Below are 18,393 nucleotides of genomic sequence, written 5' to 3'. Positions count from 1 at the left end.
GTAATTAATATGAGGTCGGCTGAGCGACCGCGCGCGTGGCATACATCAGGGCGGAGCGGAAGCCAATGTCCGCGCTGCGCAGCCAGTACAGTGGTGTGTCACCTTCGTTTTCAACGGCCTGGAAAGCGGCAGCGACAATGCCATTTGGCTGCACGTCCGCTACGCTGATCTGCAGCGGTGTTGGCGTAATCACGGCGCCGATCTTCGCGACAAGGGCGCGCAGCTCTTCGCCCTTGGCCTTGATTTCATTCATCAGTGCGATTTCTTCGGCAGACAGTTCGCGGTAGCCGGTAATCTTGCGGTGCTGGTTTTCCATGGTGCTTCCTATGGTGAGTGCTTCGGTTGGTGGGTTAATCGTTGTCGTTCGCTTGCATTTTTTTCGGGTCGAACCGGTCGCGGCGCTTCATATGCCGCCGTGCAGTCGTGTACAGCACTACTTTCAGGCTTGGCACCTTGAGCATGGCGTCCAGCGACCAGGTGCTGCGCAGCAGACCGTGCGCGATCTGCAGTGCGGCACGGTCGGGTTCGATGCGCGCCATGTCAGAATCCTTCCCGATAAACCCGGATGGCATGCAGTGCAGCCTGCAGTTGGCCGGCGCCCAGGCGGCGAAAATGACGGTACATCTGCAACAGGCTGAGCAGCATGTTCATCACAGATCCTCAGGTGACCCGGACAAACACCCGGCAGACGCCGAACCGGGCCTGGGCATGCATGACGGCGCTGCTGCTGTCGTGCGCGATTTCCGGGTAGACCAGGTCTGGCATACCCTCGCGGCGCACGGTGACGGTAAAGGCGATCATTGGGCATTCCCTCCTGGGGCAGTGCTAAGTATCGAAAACACCATTTCTGCGGCGATGGCGTCGTGCTGCTCCAGCGCACCAGACAAGGTGGCAATGAATGCATGCGCCCTCGCCTCGCTGTCCAGCGGCTCGCGCTCCCGGGCTTCCGAAGCGCAGTACCGGATCATCATCAGCAGATCCCGGGCACTCATGACGCACCTATGTCATCGAGCAGCCGGCGCATCAGGCTGATGGTTTCGGGCGTTACCGCACCCGTCAGCTCGTAATCCATGCTTGCGGCGCGTATAGCGCCGGTCAGTTCCGATGCATACGCCATGCGTGCCGCTGCCGCGCGCGTGGAGCTCAAACCTTGCTGCGCTACCGATACCAGCGCAATACGCTGGCCCCGGCCATTGGCCAGGCTGTATGTCGCGCCAACGGCGTTGCGCTGCGCCCGGTTTGAAAGCACCAGGCTGACACGGTGCACGCGCGCTGGCGCGGCAACTGCCGGGCGCTGGATGTTGTCGAGAGTCATCGCGGATCTCAGGCTGAAATGGATAAAGGATTAAATTGGAAATCTGCGGACGGCGCGGGCGCGGCCTTCGTACGACTTGAGGAGGCCGTCCTGGAGGCCATTGTAGAAACTCTGACCCCACGCGTTAGAAGAGGAAGGGCCGTACTGCGCGCCAGACCAGTACCAATCTGGCTTGAACTGGTTGGGAAGATTGGCCTGCAACAGGCGCTGCTCGGCGCGGGTTGGCAGTTCGCCGCCCTTGGATGCAGCCCAGCTGCCAGCTGCATCCCAGGTAACAGCTTCTGCCTCACCGTCGAGCAACACCAGATGCTGATCTGGCGCGCCGTTGACGCCGTGAATGATGCCGGCGTAGGTGCCGCCGCCAAAGGTGCCACCGATGACGCCAGGCCCGGGTACAGGCAATGCGGCGATGGCATGGCCGTAATTGAATTGAGCCATACGGGCATCGGCCTGGGTGGCGTCCATGTTCCAGTGCGCCAGGAACATGGCGCGAATTTCTATGGCCAGTTCGCTGTCGAGCGGATGCAGGTCCGCATCGAGCGGCGTGGGGGCCGTCACTGTAGCTGCGCCAGGCGTGCTCATGGCATCCAGACTGGATTTGATGGAATCGCTTGGCAGCGTTGATAAGCAAGTTGCGAAGACCGTCGCCTGGTCAGCGCGCTCCTTTTCGGCATCGATGGGGAGGCGTGCAGCGCGGTCAGCGATGTACCGCAGGATGTCAGCGATTTCGAGGACCGCTTCGATAGCGGAATGGATAGTGCTGCTGGAAGGTGCTTCGGCGCTTAAGTTTTTTGCATTCATTTTTATCACCGTGTCAAAATGTTTAATTACTTAAAAGAAAGGCTAAAAATGTCCGATGAATCGTCAATGACTTACACGGAAATGTCCGAACATGCATTTAAAGGTGCTGTCGAGTACTTGCAACTGGCGATACGTCATGTCGACCAGCTGGAGGGCTGGGGCGGTGCAATGAAAAATCCGGTATTGGTTGCGGCGCTGGTACAGGCTGCCGCTACGGAGTTCAATTCCATGATGCTCAGCCACCGCATTAGCCCGGCTTTAGATTGCGTTACCGAGGCCGTTGCCGAGGTTAGTGACGTCGGCCGGGAGATTGTTGCTGGGATGAGCAAATAGCTTTGCAGCGAAACCGCAAGGGCCATCGGACTTGCGCGCGTCGCGGCACTTGGCAAGGCGCGGGCCAAACACTGGGTCGATGGTAGTAATGATTTTGCGGCAAGCCATATCTCGCATGGCGAAGTGGGCGCATTCTGTGCAAAGGCGCAGCTGGGCGACAGACGGCAGGACATCGAGGTACGCGCGCCAAGCCTGCTGTTCCTGCTCGTCTACTCCGCCATTGCTTTCGCGGTCGAGGATTGACGCGCTGACCTGCTGCTGCAAAATGGGGGCGGCTTGCGCCTGGTGGGGTGCTGCGGCTGCGATATGCGGTGCCATGTGGCTCTCCATCGGTTGAGATTGGTGCGTCGATGGAGCAATTATCACACTCGTGTTTTATTGATGTCAACACAAATGTGTTTAATTTTGGAATATTTTTTGACGAACTGAAATTCGCAGTGATCGCAGTATGGTTCGCACTAGGTGACTACTATGCTGAAGAGGTTCGAACGTAGGTAGGGCTCGGGAGTGATCTGAGGCTCGGTCGACCGCGAGTGGTAGTCGATCGAGCCCATTAGTTAGCGAGGACGCTAATTTTGTTGAGGTGGGCAGTGCTCTTTTATTGCTAATTCGATTACATCGTAAATTGCTATGGCTGACTGTATGTCACTAACAAAATAACCATTTGAGTCGATCTGCCCCTTTTTTTTGCCCTTAGTTAAATTCACATATCCTTTATCCCCACTCAATCTAACAATAACGGATGTGGCATTATTAATTGCACGTAAGGCTGATATTTCTGCTGAATTCACAATAAAATCTGCCCGCTCTGAGACGCCAACTCCTTGAGTCTCGCGAGATACATCCTTAAGATCTTTTTCAAAAACAACATCCCCATCCACCATTATGGAAATTTTATTCATAAACAACCATCCGTCTTTCCCCCAATAGTAGGGCGATATAAATAGAATGGCACGCTTATTGTCGGGAACTGATATGTATGCCTTGACTCCGGTTACTACATTCACCGAAAATCCTGCATGATAAATTCTCAACTTCCTAAAAGCATCCCTAGTACCCATTGCTTGCGGGTCAATGCCGGCCGGCACACCTGCGAACTTGGCCATAAAGTTAGTTACACCATCCCCTTGATCCCTGACTTTACTTTCCTCGTACGTACCCAGGAGGGCCGCCTTCCATTCGCCGGGAGTCGGAGCACGAACTACTGTTGAAGGCGTTGGCTGATTCATCTTTTGCGGCGCGGGGCTCTCTGAACACCCTACTAAGATGAGAATTGTGAAAACTGAGGTGTAAAATTTCATCATTCCTGCCTTAAAAGTGATCACCTTCGCGACGTACGACGCGACCTATGATTATGCATTCGGCAGATTGGCAAAGCCTACGATAAAACTTGCGCTGATCAAAATTATCAGACATTAGCCACCACTGACCGGCATCTCGCGACATGCGCTTTATAACAGCTTCCCCATCATAATTAATGGCAAAGACACTGTTATCAACGGGCTTTGTGTCGGCGGTGTTTATTATAACCGTATCATCCTCGTAAAAAGTTGGCTCCATACTCTCGCCACGTACTTGAATTGCAATTAAATTCTCTGGAGAGTATCCCTTCCTTTCAACCCAACTGCGCGGAAGCCCCATTGTCCCACCATCATGCTTATCCGGCACGGTCTGAAACCCAGTAACGCCTGCTTGCAGCCGCAGCGTTACCTTCTGTATCTGATAAAAATCATTGGGGTTATCGTCAGTTAGTACAACCCGCTTTGCTCCGGAAATTGCCGGGTGCGCATTATTCTCGCTTTTTTGAGGGGTTCCCTCACCTTCTGCTAGCCAATGAGCATCTACATTAAGCGCCTTAGCAATAGACGTGATTTTTTTTGAGGAGTCTCGCGCCCCCGACTCAAGGTTCCCAATTGTTCCCTGGGCTACCCCTGCCTTATTGGCAAGTTCCTGCTGCGTCCAGCCTGCCCGCGCCCTTGCCCAGACGATCCGCTCAGCGAGTGTTCTCATGTTCATTTTGCTAATTTTTAGTCTTGTATAGAAATATCACGAATGTAATACAGAAATTCAACACATTGGTGTTGACAGCTGAAAACACAGACGTGATAATTCGTCCATGGATATCCAAAAAATCACTCACGATTTGCTTGAGACCGGTCTTACACAGAAACAGCTTGCTGGCCTTGCCCTATGTAGTCAGTCCGCAATCAATGCCTTTGCTGGCGGTCAACGAGGGCTGCGCCCATCGTTGGCAATTGGGCTGCGCTTGCTTGCCTTGCATCAAGATCGGTGTACGCCGCCTACTGCCGGGCATGGCGGCCGCCAGCCTCCCTCAACGAACAACATGCTGGACTCAATACCGGACCATTCCGTGATCGTCGTGGCATGCGGTCCGGCGTCGCAGTCGGGCATTGAAGCGGACATTGCTGGTCGGGCACGGTAGATCACTTGTTCTGTCTCCTTTTTTGAATTTCCTAGTTTCAACTTTCTCAATGTCTTTCACATCATTTTTTTTCAAGGCGATCGTATGAATGTCCTGGATGCGTTTTATCAAACCGTGCACGCAGCGGCCGGCGGCTGTGAAGCGCTAGCCGTGCGCCTGGGCATGTCTGCGGCAGTACTGCGCAACAAAGCCAACCCGAACGCGGCGGCGAACAAGCCGTTGTTAGACGAAGCTGATCGCATCATGGGCATTACTGGCGATCACCAGATCCTGCACGCCTTGGCCAACAGCCATGGATTCGTGTGCGTCAAGGTCGACGATACCGCCACGGCCAGCGATATGGCGGTGCTGGAACTGGTAACGCAAGTCTGGTCCACCCAGGGTGAGGTCGGTGCCGAAGTCAATGCAGTGCTGGCCGACGGTCGCGTGGAGCGGCGCGAGCTAGTCGCCGTGCGCGCCAAGGTGTTCCGCGCCCACCGCGCGCTGGAGGAGCTGGCAGCGCGCCTGGACGGAATGGCAGAAAAATGATGGCCTGTGCCGAAATGCTGCCGCTGATCGGCTTAAGCGCACGATGGATTGCCGGCGAGAGCGCGCCGGCTATTTTTTGCCAAAAAGACTGCAATTGGGAAATGATTATGTATAGGAACGCTGGAATGGTACTTGAAGCTGCAGCTATGGACTTTTTGAAGGCGCGGCTGAAATGATCCCGGCATCTTTGGAAACCGCCCGCCAGGCCTTGTATTTCGTCAGCCCCATAGTACGCGACGTGTGGGTGCGCATGGGCATGGCGCTGAAGGCCGAATTTGGGGACACCGCCAAAGACATGTGGCTGGAGTGGAGCCAGTCCTATGACGGCTATGACGCCGGCGCGGCCAACGCCTCGTGGCGCTCGTTCAAGGCCGGCAAGGTCGGCATTGGCAGCTTGTTCGCCGAGGCACAGGCCGAAGGCTTCAAGTTCGGCGCCGATGGCGTCGAGGTGCCGCCGGAAAAGCTGGCGGCCGACCGCAAGGCCCGTGATGAGCGGTTGGCAAAAGAAGCTGCCGAGCGCTTGGCCCGTGCTGATGCTGCGGCCGTGCGCGCCCCATCGCAATGGCGCATGGCCGCGCGCGAAGGCGAATCGCCGTATCTGGTGCGCAAGCAGGTTACCCCGGAAGCATGCCGCTACCTGGCCGATGGCGCCATCATCATTCCGCTGATGCGTTACGACTTCAACCCGCCCAAGATGGTCGGCAAGCAAGCCATATTTGCTGACGGAGAAAAGAAAAACAGCGGGGGCATGGACAAGTTTGCCGCCTCCTGCCGCCTGGGCGACGTGCCAATGGACGGCGACGATATCGGCATCGGCGAGGGCTATGCCACCTGCCTGTCGGCACGCATGGCGATTGGTCACCGCTTTGCCGTGTACATGGCGCTCGACGCCGGCAACATGGTGCACGTGGCCGCCATGCTGCGCCGGCTGTTCCCGAATAGCCGGTTGGTGTTCTTTGCCGACGACGATCACATGACCGGCGATGCCGGCCGGCGCAAAGCCGAAGCTGCTGCGGCCGCCGAAGGCAATGCGCTGGTGATCCTGCCGGCCTTCACCTTGCCGCGCCGCCAGAAAAAGAACGATGACTCGCTGCCGGATCTGAACGATTTCAATGACCTGCACGTGCACGAGTCCTTGGCCGTGGCCACTGCGCAGATCGAGGCGGCACTTGCAGCGCATGCGCCTGTCCCGGCCGTGCTGGTCGATTCTCCCGCGCCCTCATTGAACGATGACGCCCGACAAGCGATGCCAACTGCCGATGAGCTGCCGGAGCCGGTCGATATCAGTATGCCCACCGTGGAGCAGCTGATCGCGCATTTCTCCCTGATCTGGCCTACCACCGACATCTGGGACGGATTACGCAAGCAGCGCCTCAAGCGCTCGGCACTCAATGCATGGGTCGGCAAAGACGTGGCGCTGGCCTGGGAGAAAGACCCGAAGCGCCGCACCGTGTTGCGCGACACGCTGCCCGTCCTGGTGGGCGGCCGCGCAGTCCCGGGGGGCGCGGGGGGCGGCAAGCTGGGCGAAATGCTGGACAACCTGACGCTGCTGCGCGGCACCGAAACCGTATGGGATGCGATCGGCCAGCAGGTCATGACATTGGGCGCGGTACGGGCCGATTACACCTCCGACCTGACGTCGAAATGGCAAGAGCATGCGCTGCGCAAGACCATCGAAGCACGCAACCTGGTGTTCGATCCGACTCAACAAGCAGACCCGGAAACACACGTCAATATTTTCCTGGGCTGGCCGCTTGTTCCTGCTGCCAATATCGAACTGGTGACGCCGATCCTCGCGCTCCTTGAGTCATTGTGCGGCGCCGAGGATAACGTCGATGAATGCGTGGCGTGGATCCTGCGCTGGCTGGCCTTCCCCCTGCAGAACCCCGGCGCCAAGATGCAAACCGCCCTGTTGATGTTCGGTGAGAAGCAAGGTACCGGCAAAAGCCTGTTTTTCCAGGACGTGATCGCACCGATCTATGGCGAGTACGGCACTGTCGCCAGCCAGCATCAACTCGACTCCACCTTTACCGCCTGGCGCTCGCGCAAACTGTTCGTGCTGTTCGAAGAGGTGCTGTCGCGTGACGACAAGTACAGCCACAACGGCACGCTGAAATACATGATCACCGGTAAGTCGATGAGCATCAACCAGAAGAATCTTCCGGAGCGTACTGAGCGCAACCATATGAACGGCGCATTTCTGTCGAACGAGCCCCAGCCTATCCCGATAGAGCTGGAAGACCGTCGCTTCATGGTGATCGAGGCTCGCGCCAAGCAGGACCAGGAATTCTACGACCGTGTCAGCGACTCGATCAAGCGCGGCGGGATTGAGGCGTTCTACCAGTTCCTGCTCGACTTCCCACTGGATGGCTTCAACGAACACACGAAACCCATGATGACGCTGGCAAAAGAACGTGTGATTGAGTTCGGCCTGAATGGCTGGATGTCTTTCCATCGGTCTTGGAAGGATGGCTACCTGGCCGCGCCGTACTGCTCTTGCCTGTCAGAAGACCTGTTCACAATCTATAAGCGCTGGTGTGACAAGACCGGCGAGAAGCCGCTCACGCTGTGCAAGTTCGCAGGTCTGCTGGCCAGCCGCGAGCACAAGGTCAAGCGGGTGGTGTCAGTCGGGAGCAAGGGCAAGGCGTCGAGGATGGTGTTCGAAATCAAAAACGAGGCCGAACCAGGCACGCTGGACCAACAGATCGAGACGTTCCGCAGCAAGGCTGATGTACGCGGCCTCGGCACGGCGCAGGGTTGATGGCAGGCAGGAGCAGCGTTGATTACCAACCCTGCATAGCGCAAAGCCGCATGAATGCTGAGTTTGAGCATGGTTGCAGGGATAGCTGGCTTGTTACACGTATGTGCGGATATTCATGTTGGTGTTTATTTGCTGTGTTTTTTTTATCCCATGATGGGCAAATAACCATGCATACCCTATATACCCTGCTGAGAGTGAGTGTAGATGCGGGTTGCAACGGTGCAGGGTTGAAACGCAGCCGTGATCAACCCTGCTTGATATCTGAAGTTGCCACTAAATCGGAGATTACAGTATGAGCGCCACCATTGACGTACGTGATGCCGTGACGCAGTTGACTGCGAACATGGCCGGCCTGAAGAAGCAGATCGACTTCGCCAGCCGCGTTGCGGTTACGCGTACCGCCCAGCTGGCCGCCATCGATGAGCAGAAAGAAATGCGCGACGTGTTTCGCAGCCCAACACCGTACACGCTCAACAGCCTGTTCGTGCAGCCAGCCACCAAGACCAGGCCATCGGCCATGGTCAAGCTGAAAGACGAGGCCACCAAGGCCACGCCAGCGGCCAAGTTCCTGGCGGCACAGATCAGCGGCGGCCAGCGCAAGCAAAAGAAATTCGAACGTGCGTTAGAAGCGGCTGGGGTCATGCCCGTGGGCTACCGCGCCGTGCCAGGCTCGGGCGCCAAGGTCGACGCCTACGGCAACATGAGCCGGGGCCAGATCGTGCAGATACTCGCCTTCTTCCGTGCCTTCCCCGAGATGGGCTACAAGGCCAACATGACGGCAGCAGGCCGTGCCCGGATGGCTAAAGGCACGAAGAAGGCGGCCGGTTTCACTTATTTCGTCGGCAGCCCTGGAGATCGCCTGCCGATAGGCATTTACCAGCGCACCAGGTTTGCCGCCGGCAGTGCAGTTCGGCCAGTGCTGCTCTTCGTACGCTCGGCCGTGTACCAGCCCACGCTCCACTTTGAGGATGTCGTCGAGCAGACCGTCAAGCGCGAGTTCTCCGGCCAGTTTGCCAAGGCGTTCGCCGAGGCGATGGAGACCGCCCGATGACGGGGCCGAATCGAAGGGGCGGCCCGACCCCTGCCCCCCCTCAACGGGTCCTTCCCCGAGCGCGGCTGGTAGGGGTAATTCGAACCCCGTTAAAACGCTAGCGGCTGCCCAAAATATTTCCTGACAATTAACCTGACTAAACCAGAAACAACATGCCGAACCTGACAACAATCGCAAAATGGGCCGAATCCATCGGCATATCGCGCCAGCAAGGATATGCCGCAGTAAAGCGCTGCGAGATACCCGTCACCGACGGCCAGGTCGATACCGAGTACGCGTCGATCCTCTACGAACGCCACACGCGCCCGCGCGCCAACGGCAAACGGCCTGCCCCCCTGGAAAAAGCATCTCTTCCACAGAGGGAGAGGGAGGGTGAGACGGCGCGTGTTCCTTCGTACGATGCCAGCCGGGCGCGCCAGGCAGCCGCTGATGCATCGTTGGCAGAAATGAAAGAGGCCGAGGCTCGTGGCAAGTACCTGCTCAAAGCCGACGTCGAGGCGGCAATCTACCAGGTAGCACGGGCCCTGCGTGATGGCTTGATGAACTGCTCGCGCCGCGTCGGCGCTGACGTTGCCGCACTTTCCGATGCCGATGCCTGCGAGGCGCTAATCGCCAGCGAGCACCGCGCCTTGCTTGAAAGCATGCAACACACGCTGGCCACCAGCTTGGCGCTGGAGCCCGCCGAGGAAGCTGCTCAATGAACGACGCCTACGGAATCGTGAATGACGCATTCGGCCGCGGATTCCTGCCCGACCCCGATATGTCGGTCGATGAATGGGCGGACCGTTACATGATCATCCCTGCCGACTCCGGAGCCAATGAGCACGGCAAGTACCGCACCTCGCGCACGCCGCATGCGCGCCGGGTGATGCAGGCACTGTCCGACAAGCATCCCTGCAAACGCGTGGTACTCAAGGGCGCCAGCCAGATGCTCAAGACGCAAGTTGGGCTGAACTGGTTTGCCGCCAGCGTGCACCAGAGCCCGGCCAACTTCTTGTGGATACTCCCGACCGGCAAGCTGGCCAAGCGTACCAGCGCGCGGATCTCGAAAACCATTGCTGCCGTGCCCGAGCTCGCCGAGCGCGTGGCCGCACCGCGCTCGCGCGACTCGGTCAATACCCTGGACACCAAAGAATATATCGGCGGCGCGCTGACAATCGTCACCTCGGGCGCCGCCGCCAACTTGTCTGAACTGCCGGCCAGGCGCGTGCTGTATGACGAAATCGACCGGGCCGAAGCGAACGTCAACGGCGAGGGTGCGTCCTGGAAATTGGCCGAAGCGCGCCAGACCACATTCGAGAAGAACAAGAAATCCTACTATCCAAGCTCACCGACCATCGAGGGCGAGTCCATCATCGACGAGCTGTACCAAATGGGTACCCAGGAAGAGGCGCTGGCCGACTGCGTGCACTGCAGCCACACGCAGACACTGGAATTTGAGCGGCTGCAACTGTCGGAGGATGGCCAGACAGCGATGTACCCGTGCATCGAGTGTGGTGCCTTCATGGTCGAGAGCGACAAAAGCCGCATGTTCGCACGCGGCGCCTGGAGTACTGGCGTGCAGGGCGACGGCGAAACCATCAGCCTGACCATCTCCGGCATGTTCTTGCCGTATGGATGGTTTTCCTGGCTGGGCATGCTCAAGGAATACCGCGCGGCCAAAGAGAAACTGGCCGCCGGTAGTGAAGAGTTGATGATCACCTTCTACAACACGCGCCTGGCACGCTGCTGGGCGCGCGCCAAAGAGCAGACCAAAGCAGCCGAATTGAAGGCGCGGGCAGAGGAATATCGTCTGGGTACCGTGCCCAAAGGCGGCTTGATCCTTACCGCAGCAGTAGATACCCAACCCGACCGCTTGGAGGTCAAGGTCGTTGCATGGGGCGTGGGCATGGAGTGCTGGGTGGTCGATTACCAGGTGCTAATCGGCGCGCCGGCTGAGCCAGCCGTATGGGCGCGCCTCGATGCGCTGCTGCAGAGTCGTTTTCGCCATGCGAACGGCAAGATGTTGCCAATCTCCGCCGCGATGATTGATTCGGGCGGCCACAATACCCAAGACGTCTACAACTTCACGGCTGATCGTCAATGGCGCCACGTCTTCGCCATTCGCGGCGCTTCGCAGGCAAATAAGCCGATCCTGAGCGCCAAGCCCAGCCTGGTCGATATCGATTGGCAAGGCCGCAAGGTACCAAGTGGCGCCAAGCTGTGGCTCATTGGCACCGACACCGCCAAGGATCACCTGGCCAACCGCTACAAATTCTCGCACGGACCAGGCGCGATCCATTTTTCCAGCGACCTGCCGGACGAATACTACGAGCAGCTGACGGTCGAATTCCGCATCACATCCTACAAGCGCGGGCGCAAGGTCACCAGTTGGCAAAAACCGAACGGCGCGCGCAATGAAGCGGGCGACGTCATGGTCTACAACCTCGCCGTGGCGCATTACCTGGGACTGCACAAGAAAAACGAAAGCCAATGGCAATTCATCCGCGACAGAGTGGACCCGCCCACCGGCGACCTGTTCGACGAACCGCCCCCGGCGCCGGCCGAAGTCGAAGCCGGAGACGACGCCGTCAGTAGCCCCGTCACTGAACCGGCCGCCCCGCCAGTCATCGCACCACTACCACAGCAGCAAGTTGAACCAAGTAAAGAAAGAGGCACCGCATGGCCGAAGCCAAAAAAACCGCTATCAACATCACGGAGAACAGACAGATGGTAAATTTCGCCGCTGGCATTGCCCCTCCCGATCTGGTGGACCTGATCTTCGACTACATCCTCGCCGAGTTTCCGGAAATGGCGCAGCGCGCGGTTGTGCTGAAGGAGGCCACGCGCAAAGAGTTCTCGGGAGACACCACGTACATTCCGCGGCGCTCCCCTACCGAGCGACAGAAAATGGTCAATGAAGTGCTGCGGCTGTTCAACGGCCGCAATGCGACGGAGATCGCCCGGCGCCTCAATATCAGCCGTTCGACCGTGTATCGCCTCATTAAAACGGCCGGATAAAAAATCGTCTCAGTTTTCTTGGAATTGAGACGATCAATTTGCCATGCTGTTGACATGGCCCTCACACAAACAGACCTCGACGCCCTCGATCATGCTATCGCCTCCAATGAAGTGGAGGTGGAAATGGACGGGCGGCGCGTCAAGTATAAATCCACCAGCGAACTGATTACTGCCCGCAACCATGTGGCCGCGCTCGTCCGCGCCGCAGCGCCACAGCAGCCGAGGAGCAGTTTCCGATTTCGCTTCACCACTTCGCGCGGGGACTGATGAAAAATATCATCGACCGCGTTATTGGCTGGGTCAGCCCCTCGGCCGGCATCGCCCGACACTTTGCGCGCCGCCAGCTGGAGCGCGCCTACGAAGCGGCAAGCCCGCGCGACACCTGGCGTCCGCGCCGTGCCGGAGCTAGTGCCAATGCGGATCACCTGGCCGATGCGGCCAGCCTTCGCGCCAAGTCTCGCTCGCTAACCCAGAACGTCTCATATATCGCTGCCGGCTTTGAAGGATTGGTGTCATCGACCATTGGCACTGGCATTATGCCGCGCGCCATCGGGCGTGAGGCAGACAAGATCAATGAATTGTTCGAACGCTGGATGAAGGTTTGCGATGCCGATGGCCGCTACGACTACTACGGCATGCAGGCAGCGGCGTACGAGGCCATGGAGGTCGACGGCGAGGTTTTGATTCGACTGCGGCCGCGCCGTCCGTCCGATAACCTGCCGGTCCCGTTGCAGCTTCAATTGCTTGAAATCGACTGGCTCGACAGTTCGCGCACCGGCGTCATTGATGGCAATGATGTGATCAATGGCATCGAATACGATGCGCTGGGCGCGACCACCGCATACTGGTTGTGGCCGCAGCATCCTGGCGACAATACGCGCCTGCGCGGCAAGCAGTCGCAAAGCCAGCGCGTCCCGGCCGAGAACATCATTCATTTGTTCAGCCCAAAGCGGCCTGGGCAAGGGCGCGGCTTTCCAAGGCTCAGTCCAGTGATTGCGCGCGTGCGCGACCTGCAGCTGTATCAGGATGCTGAAATTGCCCGCAAAAACAATGAAACCCGGTTGTCAGTCATGGCCAGCGGGGATGCCACCCAGTTGGCGAACCCGGCCATCGGCGACGAAGACCCGCAAAACCGCGCGCGCGACACCGGCGACCTGGGCGAACTGGCCAGCGGCGGCATCATCCAGATGCCAAACGGCATGCAAATCACTGTGGTCGAGCCGAAGGCGGCGCCAGGCTATGTCGATTACGTCAAATTCGAACTGCATTTGATCGCGGCAGGCTTTGGCGTGCCCTACGAAATGATGACGGGCGATATGAAGGAGGTTAATTTCAGCAGCGCCCGGGTGCGCCTGCTCGACTTCCGCCGCGCCATCGGCCGCATGCAGTGGCTCACCATCATTCCGAAGGCGCTTGACCCAATCCATCAGGCCTTCGTCAATGCTGCCTACTTGAGCGGCGCTATCAAGTCGCGCGACATGGCGGTACGCTACAGTCCACCCAAATTCGACTATGTCAATCCGCAGCAGGACGTGGCTGCCGACTTGGCGGAAGTTGGCGGCGGTCTGTGCAGCCTCAGCGAGAAATTGCGCCAGCGCGGTCACAACCCGGAAGACGTCTTCAAAGAACTGGCCGCCGACTTCGAAACCCTTAAAAATTTGGGCATCCTAGACACGCTCCTGTTCCTTCAAAAAGGTAACTTGCCAACCGCCTCGACCGCACCGCAGCCGACGACGGAGGCATCGTAGATCGCTGCGCAACGAACAAAAAATCGTCTCACTTTTCTTGGAAATGAGACAGTTAAATCAGCACACTGGCGTCATGCCTACACCAGCCAAACCCCAACCTGCTCCGGCAGACGATTGCACCGCGCGCACCATGCCGATGCTCAGCCGCGCGGCCGAACTTGTGCCAGCGACCTTCAGCGAAGCCGATAACACCGTTGATGTCGTCTGGACCGTCGGCGGGCGCGTGCGCCGCTATGACTGGTACAGCGATGCTCCATACGAAGAAGAATTGCTCGTCACGCCCGAGGCGGTGGACATGGCACGCTTTGATGCCGGTGTGGTGCAGGTTCTGGACGGGCATTCCACATATGGCGGGGTTGCGGCAATCATCGGCATCGCGACTCGGGCCAGCATCGAAAACGGCGAGGGTCGCGCCACTTTGCGGCTCTCGGTGCGTCCCGAAATGGCCGGCATTGTCGCAGATATCAAGGCGGGCATCATCCGAGCGATCAGTTTCGGCTACAGCGTCACCAAATACGAAATAACCCGCGCGATCGACCGTACCGATGGCGTGAACATGCCGCTGTACCGCGCCGTCGCGTGGCAGCCGTATGAAATCAGCTTCGTCACCGTCCCAGCGGATGCAAATGCCAGCACCCGCGAAAAACCGTCGAATGGCACCCCTTGCGAATTCATTCGTAGCGGCGCAGCACATCCCGCCACACACACCAACCAGGAACCGAACATGACTCCAGAAGAAATTGCGGCGCAAGCCGCCCAACGTGCTGCCGACCTGGCAGCCACGCAATCGGCCACAAACGCGGCCCAGGCCGCCATGGCTGCAGCCGAAGCTGCAGCGACGGCTGCTGCGGTGCAGCGCTCAGCCGACATCACCGACATGTGCACGCGCCACGGTGTCGGACAGCTGGCCGCTGGCCTGATTCGTGGCGGCAGTTCGGTCGACCAGTCACGCGCCGCCGTGCTCGAAGAATTGGCGCGCCGCGATGCGGCACAAGGCGGTCATCGCAATGTTCAGATCCAGACCGTCAGCGACGAACAGGAAACCCGCATGCTGGGCATGGAAGAAGCAATCATTCACCGCGTCCACAGCCGTTCCGCATTGACCGACAACGGTCGCCAGTTCCGTGGCATGAGCTTGCTGGAAATCGGTCGTGAATTCTTGCAGTCGCGCGGCATTGAAACGCGCGGCATGGACAAAATGCGCTTGGCCGCTGAAATGCTGCAGTTCCGCTCGGGCATGCACTCGACCAGCGACTTTGGCGCGCTGTTTGCCAACGTCGCCAACAAGCGCCTGCGCAGCGCCTACGATGAAAACCCGGGTACCTATGCCCAATGGGCACGCCGCGCACCCAATGCGCCGGACTTCAAGAACATCAGCGTGGTGCAGCTGTCCGGCGCGCCCGAGCTGCTGCAAACCAACGAGCATGGTGAATTCAAATACGGCACCATGAAAGACGGCGCCGAGACCTATGCGGTATTGACCCATGGCCGTATCGTCGCGTTGACCCGCCAGGCGATTATCAATGATGACTTGCGTGGCTTCGATCGCCTGGTCAGCGCCTTCGGCAACAGCGCGCGGCGCCTTGAAAACCGCACGGTGTACAGTCAGCTGACCGCCAACGCGAAGATGGGCGATGGCATCGATCTGTTCCATGCGGACCACGCCAACATCTCCAATGCCGCCGCTGCCCTGGGCATGGACGGCCTGAAGGCTGGCCGTACCGCGATGCGCCTGCAGAAAGGTCTGCAGAAAGAAGAGCTGAACATCGCGCCGAACTTCCTGATCGTACCGGCCAGCCTCGAACAAGTGGCCTACCAGCTGACCAGTGCCAACTATGTGCCAGCCAAACAGTCCGACATCAACGAATTTCGCGCCGGCGGCCGCACTGCGGTTCAGCCTATCGTCGAGCCCATCCTCGACGGCATCAGCGCTGTTGACTGGTATCTGGCCAGTGATAGCGGCCAGATCGATACCGTCGAGTACTGCTACCTGGACGGCGCCGAAGGGCCGGTCATTGAAAGCCAGATTGGCTTCGATACTGACGGCATCTCCTACAAGTGCCGTCTCGATTTCGCTGCCAAAGCGGTCGATTTCCGTGGCATGTACAAAGGCCGCGGCGCATAAGCCACTGCAAAACCACCTCCTCTACAGGATCACATCATGCGAAATTTTGTACAAAACGGCAATATTCTCTCCGTCCTTGCGCCCTACGTCACGCTCAGCGGCCAAGGCGTACTGGTCGGCGTCTTGTTTGGTGTCGCTGCCACGGACGCCGCCAATGGCGCGCCAGTGGAGATCAAGCGGCAAGGCGTCTTTGATATCACGGCGCTGGCCACGGACGTTGGTGCCCAAGGCGCCAAGATCTATTGGGATGCCGCAGCGCGCCGCCTGACCGTGACGGCCGCCGGTAACGCCCTGGTGGGCGCGCTGGCCGAGGCGAAGCTCAATGGCGACGCTACCGCCCGCGTGGCGCTCGACGGTGTTGTCCGCTGACCCATGTCATTTGCCGCCTCCGAAGCCCGACTTAACGCCAGCGTCATGCGCCACCTGGCAAATGCGGTCGCCGTCATCGGTAGCCGCGATGTGCCGGTCATCTTCGATTCCGAGTACACCCAGGGCCGTGTTGGCGTGGTGCGCATGGGGGCTGCCGCGCCGCAGATGATTATCGGCACGGTCGATGTGCCACCCGATTTCGTCGGCAGCACAGTGCGCGTTGACGGTGTGGATTGGATCATCAGCGAACGCCAGCCCGACGGCGTGCAGCCTACCGGCCTGACCTTGGTCATCCTGGAGCGCCCATGAACAGCGCCCAGTTTGGCCTAGTTGGCGCCCTGGCAGAGTTGCTGCAGGCAGAACCGGCGCTGGCCGACGGCCGTGTCTACCGCTCCCGCGCGCGGGCCATCGGTGTTGATATGCCGCGTGCAGTGGTGGTGCGCATCGAGCGGAGCACGTCGACCCTGGCCGACGTTATCGGCGGGCCGACCACCTGGGCCAGCCTGATCCACATCGAATGCTATGCGCGCGCTAGCGGCGCGGCGCCTGATGCCGAGGCTGACGCCCTGGTTGTTTCCGTGTTCGATCGCCTAGCGACCAGCCCGACCTTGGGTGGGGCCGCTATGTCGGTCGAACCACTGGCTGGCGACACGCTGGGCTGGGACGTCGACGAACTTGATTCAAAACTGGCATGCATCACGGCGAAATTCGTGGTCATGCATCAAACCACTGGAAGGACCCTAACGTGACCGATATGAATAAACCCGGCAACACGCCTGTTACCGCACCGCTGCCAGCGCCGGCAGTACGGCATGCCGAGCCGACTCGCGGCGGTAGCTACATCCGCGACATGACTACTGGCGACCTGGTGCAGGCCGAACGCGCACCAGGCGCCCCCAGCGCAAAGGAAAAACCATGAGCCGCCTCATTAAAAAAACTGCCGTCCTCGCCAAGCTGGAAACCGTCTATGGCGTTGATGCTGTGCCCACGGGGGCTGCCAATGCCCTGCTGGTCAGCAATCTGAGCATCAACCCGATGAACGCCCAAAACGTTGACCGCGCCTTGATCCGGGCCTATTTCGGCAGTTCCGAGCAGCTGGTTGGCACGCGCTATGTCGAATGTGGTTTCGACGTGGAGCTGGTGGGCTCCGGTGAGGCCGGCGTAGCACCGCCCTGGGGCGCTCTCATGCGCTCGATCGGCTTTGCCGAGGTCGTCACCGAGGGCGTGCGCGTCGACTACGTTCCGATTTCGGACGGCATCGAATCATCGACCATCTACTGGTATGACGACGGCGTGCTGCATAAGCTGCTGGGCGTGCGCGGCAGTGCCACCCTCACCCTGACCGTCGGTGCCAAGCCGGTAATCTCGTTCAAATTCCTGGGCCTGGACGGCGGTGTTGCCGAGCAGGCAGCCCCAGGTACGACACTGTCCGCCTGGCGCATACCGCAGATCGTGGTTGATGCCAACAGTGGCAACCTGATATTCGGCGCCACGCATGCGGCGGCGGTTGCGCCCGCACTCACCGGCGGTATCGAGGTATCGAGCCAGGGCCTCACCATTGACCTGGGCATTACGGCCACCTTCCAGCCGCTACTGGGCGAGGAGTCCGTGGAGGTCACCGACCGCGCCGTCAGCGGCGCCGTCAAGCTCAAGCAGAGTGCAGCGCAGGAAGTTGAATTCATGACCAAGGTCAAGGCCGCCCAGTTGTCCTCCGTGGGCCTGGTTCACGGCACCGTCGCCAATGACAAGGTGTTGGTCTTCATGCCCTCGGTGCAATTCACCGACCCGACCAAGGAAGAACTCAATGGCCAGCGCCTGATCGGCTACAAGCTGCGCGCTGTGCCGGTGGCCGGCAATGACGAACTCCGTATCACCACCAGTTTTTAAACCCACGGGGCTCCGTGCCCCGAACAAGGAAA

The 18,393-nt window shown here is 59.2% G+C and carries 24 protein-coding genes; 15 read left to right on the top strand and 9 right to left on the bottom strand.

Annotated elements, in window-relative coordinates; all coding sequences use genetic code 11:
• Positions 1 to 4 precede the first annotated feature (4 nt).
• The 9 genes from C8C89_RS14685 to C8C89_RS14655 form a co-directional block, all read right to left on the bottom strand.
• Positions 5 to 316: a hypothetical protein gene (locus C8C89_RS14685; RefSeq protein ID WP_133990618.1), complete on the bottom strand. Its 312-nt coding sequence runs from the start codon at positions 314 to 316 to the stop codon at positions 5 to 7.
• A 34-nt stretch (positions 317 to 350) separates the two neighbouring features.
• Positions 351 to 539, bottom strand: coding sequence for a hypothetical protein (locus C8C89_RS14680; protein ID WP_133990616.1), 189 nt, complete (start codon positions 537 to 539; stop codon positions 351 to 353).
• Between the two features lie 121 nt (positions 540 to 660).
• Complete coding sequence (locus tag C8C89_RS27010; RefSeq protein WP_166674748.1) at positions 661 to 801, bottom strand: hypothetical protein; 141 nt, start codon at positions 799 to 801, stop codon at positions 661 to 663.
• On the bottom strand, positions 798 to 971 hold the full coding sequence (locus C8C89_RS27005) for a hypothetical protein (RefSeq protein WP_166674747.1): 174 nt from the start codon (positions 969 to 971) through the stop codon (positions 798 to 800). Before C8C89_RS27005 ends, C8C89_RS27010 begins: the two co-directional genes overlap by 4 nt.
• 17 nt (positions 972 to 988) lie before the next feature.
• Complete coding sequence (locus tag C8C89_RS14675; RefSeq protein WP_133990614.1) at positions 989 to 1,315, bottom strand: hypothetical protein; 327 nt, start codon at positions 1,313 to 1,315, stop codon at positions 989 to 991.
• A gap of 30 nt (positions 1,316 to 1,345) precedes the next feature.
• Positions 1,346 to 2,116, bottom strand: a complete 771-nt coding sequence (locus tag C8C89_RS27350) for a DUF1566 domain-containing protein (protein ID WP_243858025.1) — start codon at positions 2,114 to 2,116, stop codon at positions 1,346 to 1,348.
• 258 nt (positions 2,117 to 2,374) lie between these two features.
• Positions 2,375 to 2,767 carry a hypothetical protein gene (locus tag C8C89_RS14665; protein WP_133990612.1) on the bottom strand — a complete coding sequence of 131 codons (393 nt, stop codon included), beginning with the start codon at positions 2,765 to 2,767 and terminating at the stop codon, positions 2,375 to 2,377.
• Between the two features lie 251 nt (positions 2,768 to 3,018).
• Complete coding sequence (locus tag C8C89_RS14660; RefSeq protein ID WP_133990610.1) at positions 3,019 to 3,753, bottom strand: hypothetical protein; 735 nt, start codon at positions 3,751 to 3,753, stop codon at positions 3,019 to 3,021.
• Between the two features lie 7 nt (positions 3,754 to 3,760).
• Positions 3,761 to 4,459, bottom strand: a complete 699-nt coding sequence (locus tag C8C89_RS14655) for a S24 family peptidase (protein ID WP_166674746.1) — start codon at positions 4,457 to 4,459, stop codon at positions 3,761 to 3,763.
• Between the two features lie 517 nt (positions 4,460 to 4,976).
• Between C8C89_RS14655 and C8C89_RS14650 the strand changes: the two genes are divergently transcribed.
• From C8C89_RS14650 to C8C89_RS14585, 15 genes are all read left to right on the top strand, one after another.
• On the top strand, positions 4,977 to 5,420 hold the full coding sequence (locus C8C89_RS14650) for a phage regulatory CII family protein (RefSeq protein WP_133990606.1): 444 nt from the start codon (positions 4,977 to 4,979) through the stop codon (positions 5,418 to 5,420).
• Positions 5,417 to 5,596: a hypothetical protein gene (locus tag C8C89_RS14645; protein WP_133990604.1), complete on the top strand. Its 180-nt coding sequence runs from the start codon at positions 5,417 to 5,419 to the stop codon at positions 5,594 to 5,596. Before C8C89_RS14650 ends, C8C89_RS14645 begins: the two co-directional genes overlap by 4 nt.
• Positions 5,593 to 8,181 (top strand): DUF5906 domain-containing protein, encoded by a 2,589-nt coding sequence (locus C8C89_RS14640; protein WP_133990602.1) that lies wholly within the window; start codon positions 5,593 to 5,595, stop codon positions 8,179 to 8,181. The genes C8C89_RS14645 and C8C89_RS14640 overlap by 4 nt, the downstream gene beginning before the upstream one ends.
• A gap of 292 nt (positions 8,182 to 8,473) precedes the next feature.
• The gene (locus C8C89_RS14635) at positions 8,474 to 9,232 is read left to right on the top strand and encodes a hypothetical protein (protein WP_133990600.1); all 759 of its coding nucleotides are present in this window, start codon (positions 8,474 to 8,476) and stop codon (positions 9,230 to 9,232) included.
• A 152-nt stretch (positions 9,233 to 9,384) separates the two neighbouring features.
• A complete protein-coding gene (locus C8C89_RS14630; RefSeq protein WP_133990598.1) occupies positions 9,385 to 9,933 on the top strand; it encodes a hypothetical protein in 549 nt (182 codons plus the stop codon).
• Positions 9,930 to 11,948 carry a phage terminase large subunit family protein gene (locus C8C89_RS14625; protein WP_133990596.1) on the top strand — a complete coding sequence of 673 codons (2,019 nt, stop codon included), beginning with the start codon at positions 9,930 to 9,932 and terminating at the stop codon, positions 11,946 to 11,948. The genes C8C89_RS14630 and C8C89_RS14625 overlap by 4 nt, the downstream gene beginning before the upstream one ends.
• Positions 11,894 to 12,232, top strand: coding sequence for a Mor transcription activator family protein (locus C8C89_RS14620; protein ID WP_133990594.1), 339 nt, complete (start codon positions 11,894 to 11,896; stop codon positions 12,230 to 12,232). Before C8C89_RS14625 ends, C8C89_RS14620 begins: the two co-directional genes overlap by 55 nt.
• Before the next feature lie 54 nt (positions 12,233 to 12,286).
• A complete protein-coding gene (locus C8C89_RS14615; protein WP_133990592.1) occupies positions 12,287 to 12,499 on the top strand; it encodes a hypothetical protein in 213 nt (70 codons plus the stop codon).
• Entirely contained in the window at positions 12,499 to 13,980 is a 1,482-nt protein-coding gene (locus tag C8C89_RS14610; RefSeq protein ID WP_133990590.1) for a phage portal protein, read from the top strand. The genes C8C89_RS14615 and C8C89_RS14610 overlap by 1 nt, the downstream gene beginning before the upstream one ends.
• Positions 13,981 to 14,053: 73 nt before the next feature.
• Positions 14,054 to 16,105, top strand: coding sequence for a prohead protease/major capsid protein fusion protein (locus tag C8C89_RS14605; protein WP_243858024.1), 2,052 nt, complete (start codon positions 14,054 to 14,056; stop codon positions 16,103 to 16,105).
• Positions 16,106 to 16,141: 36 nt separating this feature from the next.
• Positions 16,142 to 16,474 carry a DUF2190 family protein gene (locus C8C89_RS14600; RefSeq protein WP_133990588.1) on the top strand — a complete coding sequence of 111 codons (333 nt, stop codon included), beginning with the start codon at positions 16,142 to 16,144 and terminating at the stop codon, positions 16,472 to 16,474.
• Positions 16,475 to 16,477: 3 nt separating this feature from the next.
• Positions 16,478 to 16,783 (top strand): hypothetical protein, encoded by a 306-nt coding sequence (locus C8C89_RS14595; RefSeq protein WP_133990586.1) that lies wholly within the window; start codon positions 16,478 to 16,480, stop codon positions 16,781 to 16,783.
• A complete protein-coding gene (locus tag C8C89_RS14590) occupies positions 16,780 to 17,223 on the top strand; it encodes a hypothetical protein (RefSeq protein WP_133990584.1) in 444 nt (147 codons plus the stop codon). Before C8C89_RS14595 ends, C8C89_RS14590 begins: the two co-directional genes overlap by 4 nt.
• Positions 17,220 to 17,393 carry a hypothetical protein gene (locus tag C8C89_RS27000; protein ID WP_166674745.1) on the top strand — a complete coding sequence of 58 codons (174 nt, stop codon included), beginning with the start codon at positions 17,220 to 17,222 and terminating at the stop codon, positions 17,391 to 17,393. The genes C8C89_RS14590 and C8C89_RS27000 overlap by 4 nt, the downstream gene beginning before the upstream one ends.
• Positions 17,390 to 18,361: a phage tail tube protein gene (locus C8C89_RS14585; protein ID WP_133990582.1), complete on the top strand. Its 972-nt coding sequence runs from the start codon at positions 17,390 to 17,392 to the stop codon at positions 18,359 to 18,361. The genes C8C89_RS27000 and C8C89_RS14585 overlap by 4 nt, the downstream gene beginning before the upstream one ends.
• Positions 18,362 to 18,393: the final 32 nt, after the last annotated feature.

The sequence above is a fragment of the Janthinobacterium sp. 75 genome, from assembly GCF_004365495.1.
Lineage (GTDB): Bacteria > Pseudomonadota > Gammaproteobacteria > Burkholderiales > Burkholderiaceae_D > Janthinobacterium.
Note: the sequence above shows the minus strand (reverse complement) of the source record. Positions and strands in the feature narration are given on the sequence as shown.

What these genes read in the sequence shown, in the direction of transcription:
- C8C89_RS14685 (WP_133990618.1), bottom strand. Translation starts at nt 316, where the DNA reads ATGGAAAACCAGCACCGCAAGATTACCGGCTACCGCGAACTGTCTGCC.
- C8C89_RS14680 (WP_133990616.1), bottom strand. Translation starts at nt 539, where the DNA reads ATGGCGCGCATCGAACCCGACCGTGCCGCACTGCAGATCGCGCACGGT.
- C8C89_RS27010 (WP_166674748.1), bottom strand. Translation starts at nt 801, where the DNA reads ATGATCGCCTTTACCGTCACCGTGCGCCGCGAGGGTATGCCAGACCTG.
- C8C89_RS27005 (WP_166674747.1), bottom strand. Translation starts at nt 971, where the DNA reads ATGATGATCCGGTACTGCGCTTCGGAAGCCCGGGAGCGCGAGCCGCTG.
- C8C89_RS14675 (WP_133990614.1), bottom strand. Translation starts at nt 1,315, where the DNA reads ATGACTCTCGACAACATCCAGCGCCCGGCAGTTGCCGCGCCAGCGCGC.
- C8C89_RS27350 (WP_243858025.1), bottom strand. Translation starts at nt 2,116, where the DNA reads ATGAATGCAAAAAACTTAAGCGCCGAAGCACCTTCCAGCAGCACTATC.
- C8C89_RS14665 (WP_133990612.1), bottom strand. Translation starts at nt 2,767, where the DNA reads ATGGCACCGCATATCGCAGCCGCAGCACCCCACCAGGCGCAAGCCGCC.
- C8C89_RS14660 (WP_133990610.1), bottom strand. Translation starts at nt 3,753, where the DNA reads ATGATGAAATTTTACACCTCAGTTTTCACAATTCTCATCTTAGTAGGG.
- C8C89_RS14655 (WP_166674746.1), bottom strand. Translation starts at nt 4,459, where the DNA reads ATGAGAACACTCGCTGAGCGGATCGTCTGGGCAAGGGCGCGGGCAGGC.
- C8C89_RS14650 (WP_133990606.1), top strand. Translation starts at nt 4,977, where the DNA reads ATGAATGTCCTGGATGCGTTTTATCAAACCGTGCACGCAGCGGCCGGC.
- C8C89_RS14645 (WP_133990604.1), top strand. Translation starts at nt 5,417, where the DNA reads ATGATGGCCTGTGCCGAAATGCTGCCGCTGATCGGCTTAAGCGCACGA.
- C8C89_RS14640 (WP_133990602.1), top strand. Translation starts at nt 5,593, where the DNA reads ATGATCCCGGCATCTTTGGAAACCGCCCGCCAGGCCTTGTATTTCGTC.
- C8C89_RS14635 (WP_133990600.1), top strand. Translation starts at nt 8,474, where the DNA reads ATGAGCGCCACCATTGACGTACGTGATGCCGTGACGCAGTTGACTGCG.
- C8C89_RS14630 (WP_133990598.1), top strand. Translation starts at nt 9,385, where the DNA reads ATGCCGAACCTGACAACAATCGCAAAATGGGCCGAATCCATCGGCATA.
- C8C89_RS14625 (WP_133990596.1), top strand. Translation starts at nt 9,930, where the DNA reads ATGAACGACGCCTACGGAATCGTGAATGACGCATTCGGCCGCGGATTC.
- C8C89_RS14620 (WP_133990594.1), top strand. Translation starts at nt 11,894, where the DNA reads ATGGCCGAAGCCAAAAAAACCGCTATCAACATCACGGAGAACAGACAG.
- C8C89_RS14615 (WP_133990592.1), top strand. Translation starts at nt 12,287, where the DNA reads ATGGCCCTCACACAAACAGACCTCGACGCCCTCGATCATGCTATCGCC.
- C8C89_RS14610 (WP_133990590.1), top strand. Translation starts at nt 12,499, where the DNA reads ATGAAAAATATCATCGACCGCGTTATTGGCTGGGTCAGCCCCTCGGCC.
- C8C89_RS14605 (WP_243858024.1), top strand. Translation starts at nt 14,054, where the DNA reads ATGCCTACACCAGCCAAACCCCAACCTGCTCCGGCAGACGATTGCACC.
- C8C89_RS14600 (WP_133990588.1), top strand. Translation starts at nt 16,142, where the DNA reads ATGCGAAATTTTGTACAAAACGGCAATATTCTCTCCGTCCTTGCGCCC.
- C8C89_RS14595 (WP_133990586.1), top strand. Translation starts at nt 16,478, where the DNA reads ATGTCATTTGCCGCCTCCGAAGCCCGACTTAACGCCAGCGTCATGCGC.
- C8C89_RS14590 (WP_133990584.1), top strand. Translation starts at nt 16,780, where the DNA reads ATGAACAGCGCCCAGTTTGGCCTAGTTGGCGCCCTGGCAGAGTTGCTG.
- C8C89_RS14585 (WP_133990582.1), top strand. Translation starts at nt 17,390, where the DNA reads ATGAGCCGCCTCATTAAAAAAACTGCCGTCCTCGCCAAGCTGGAAACC.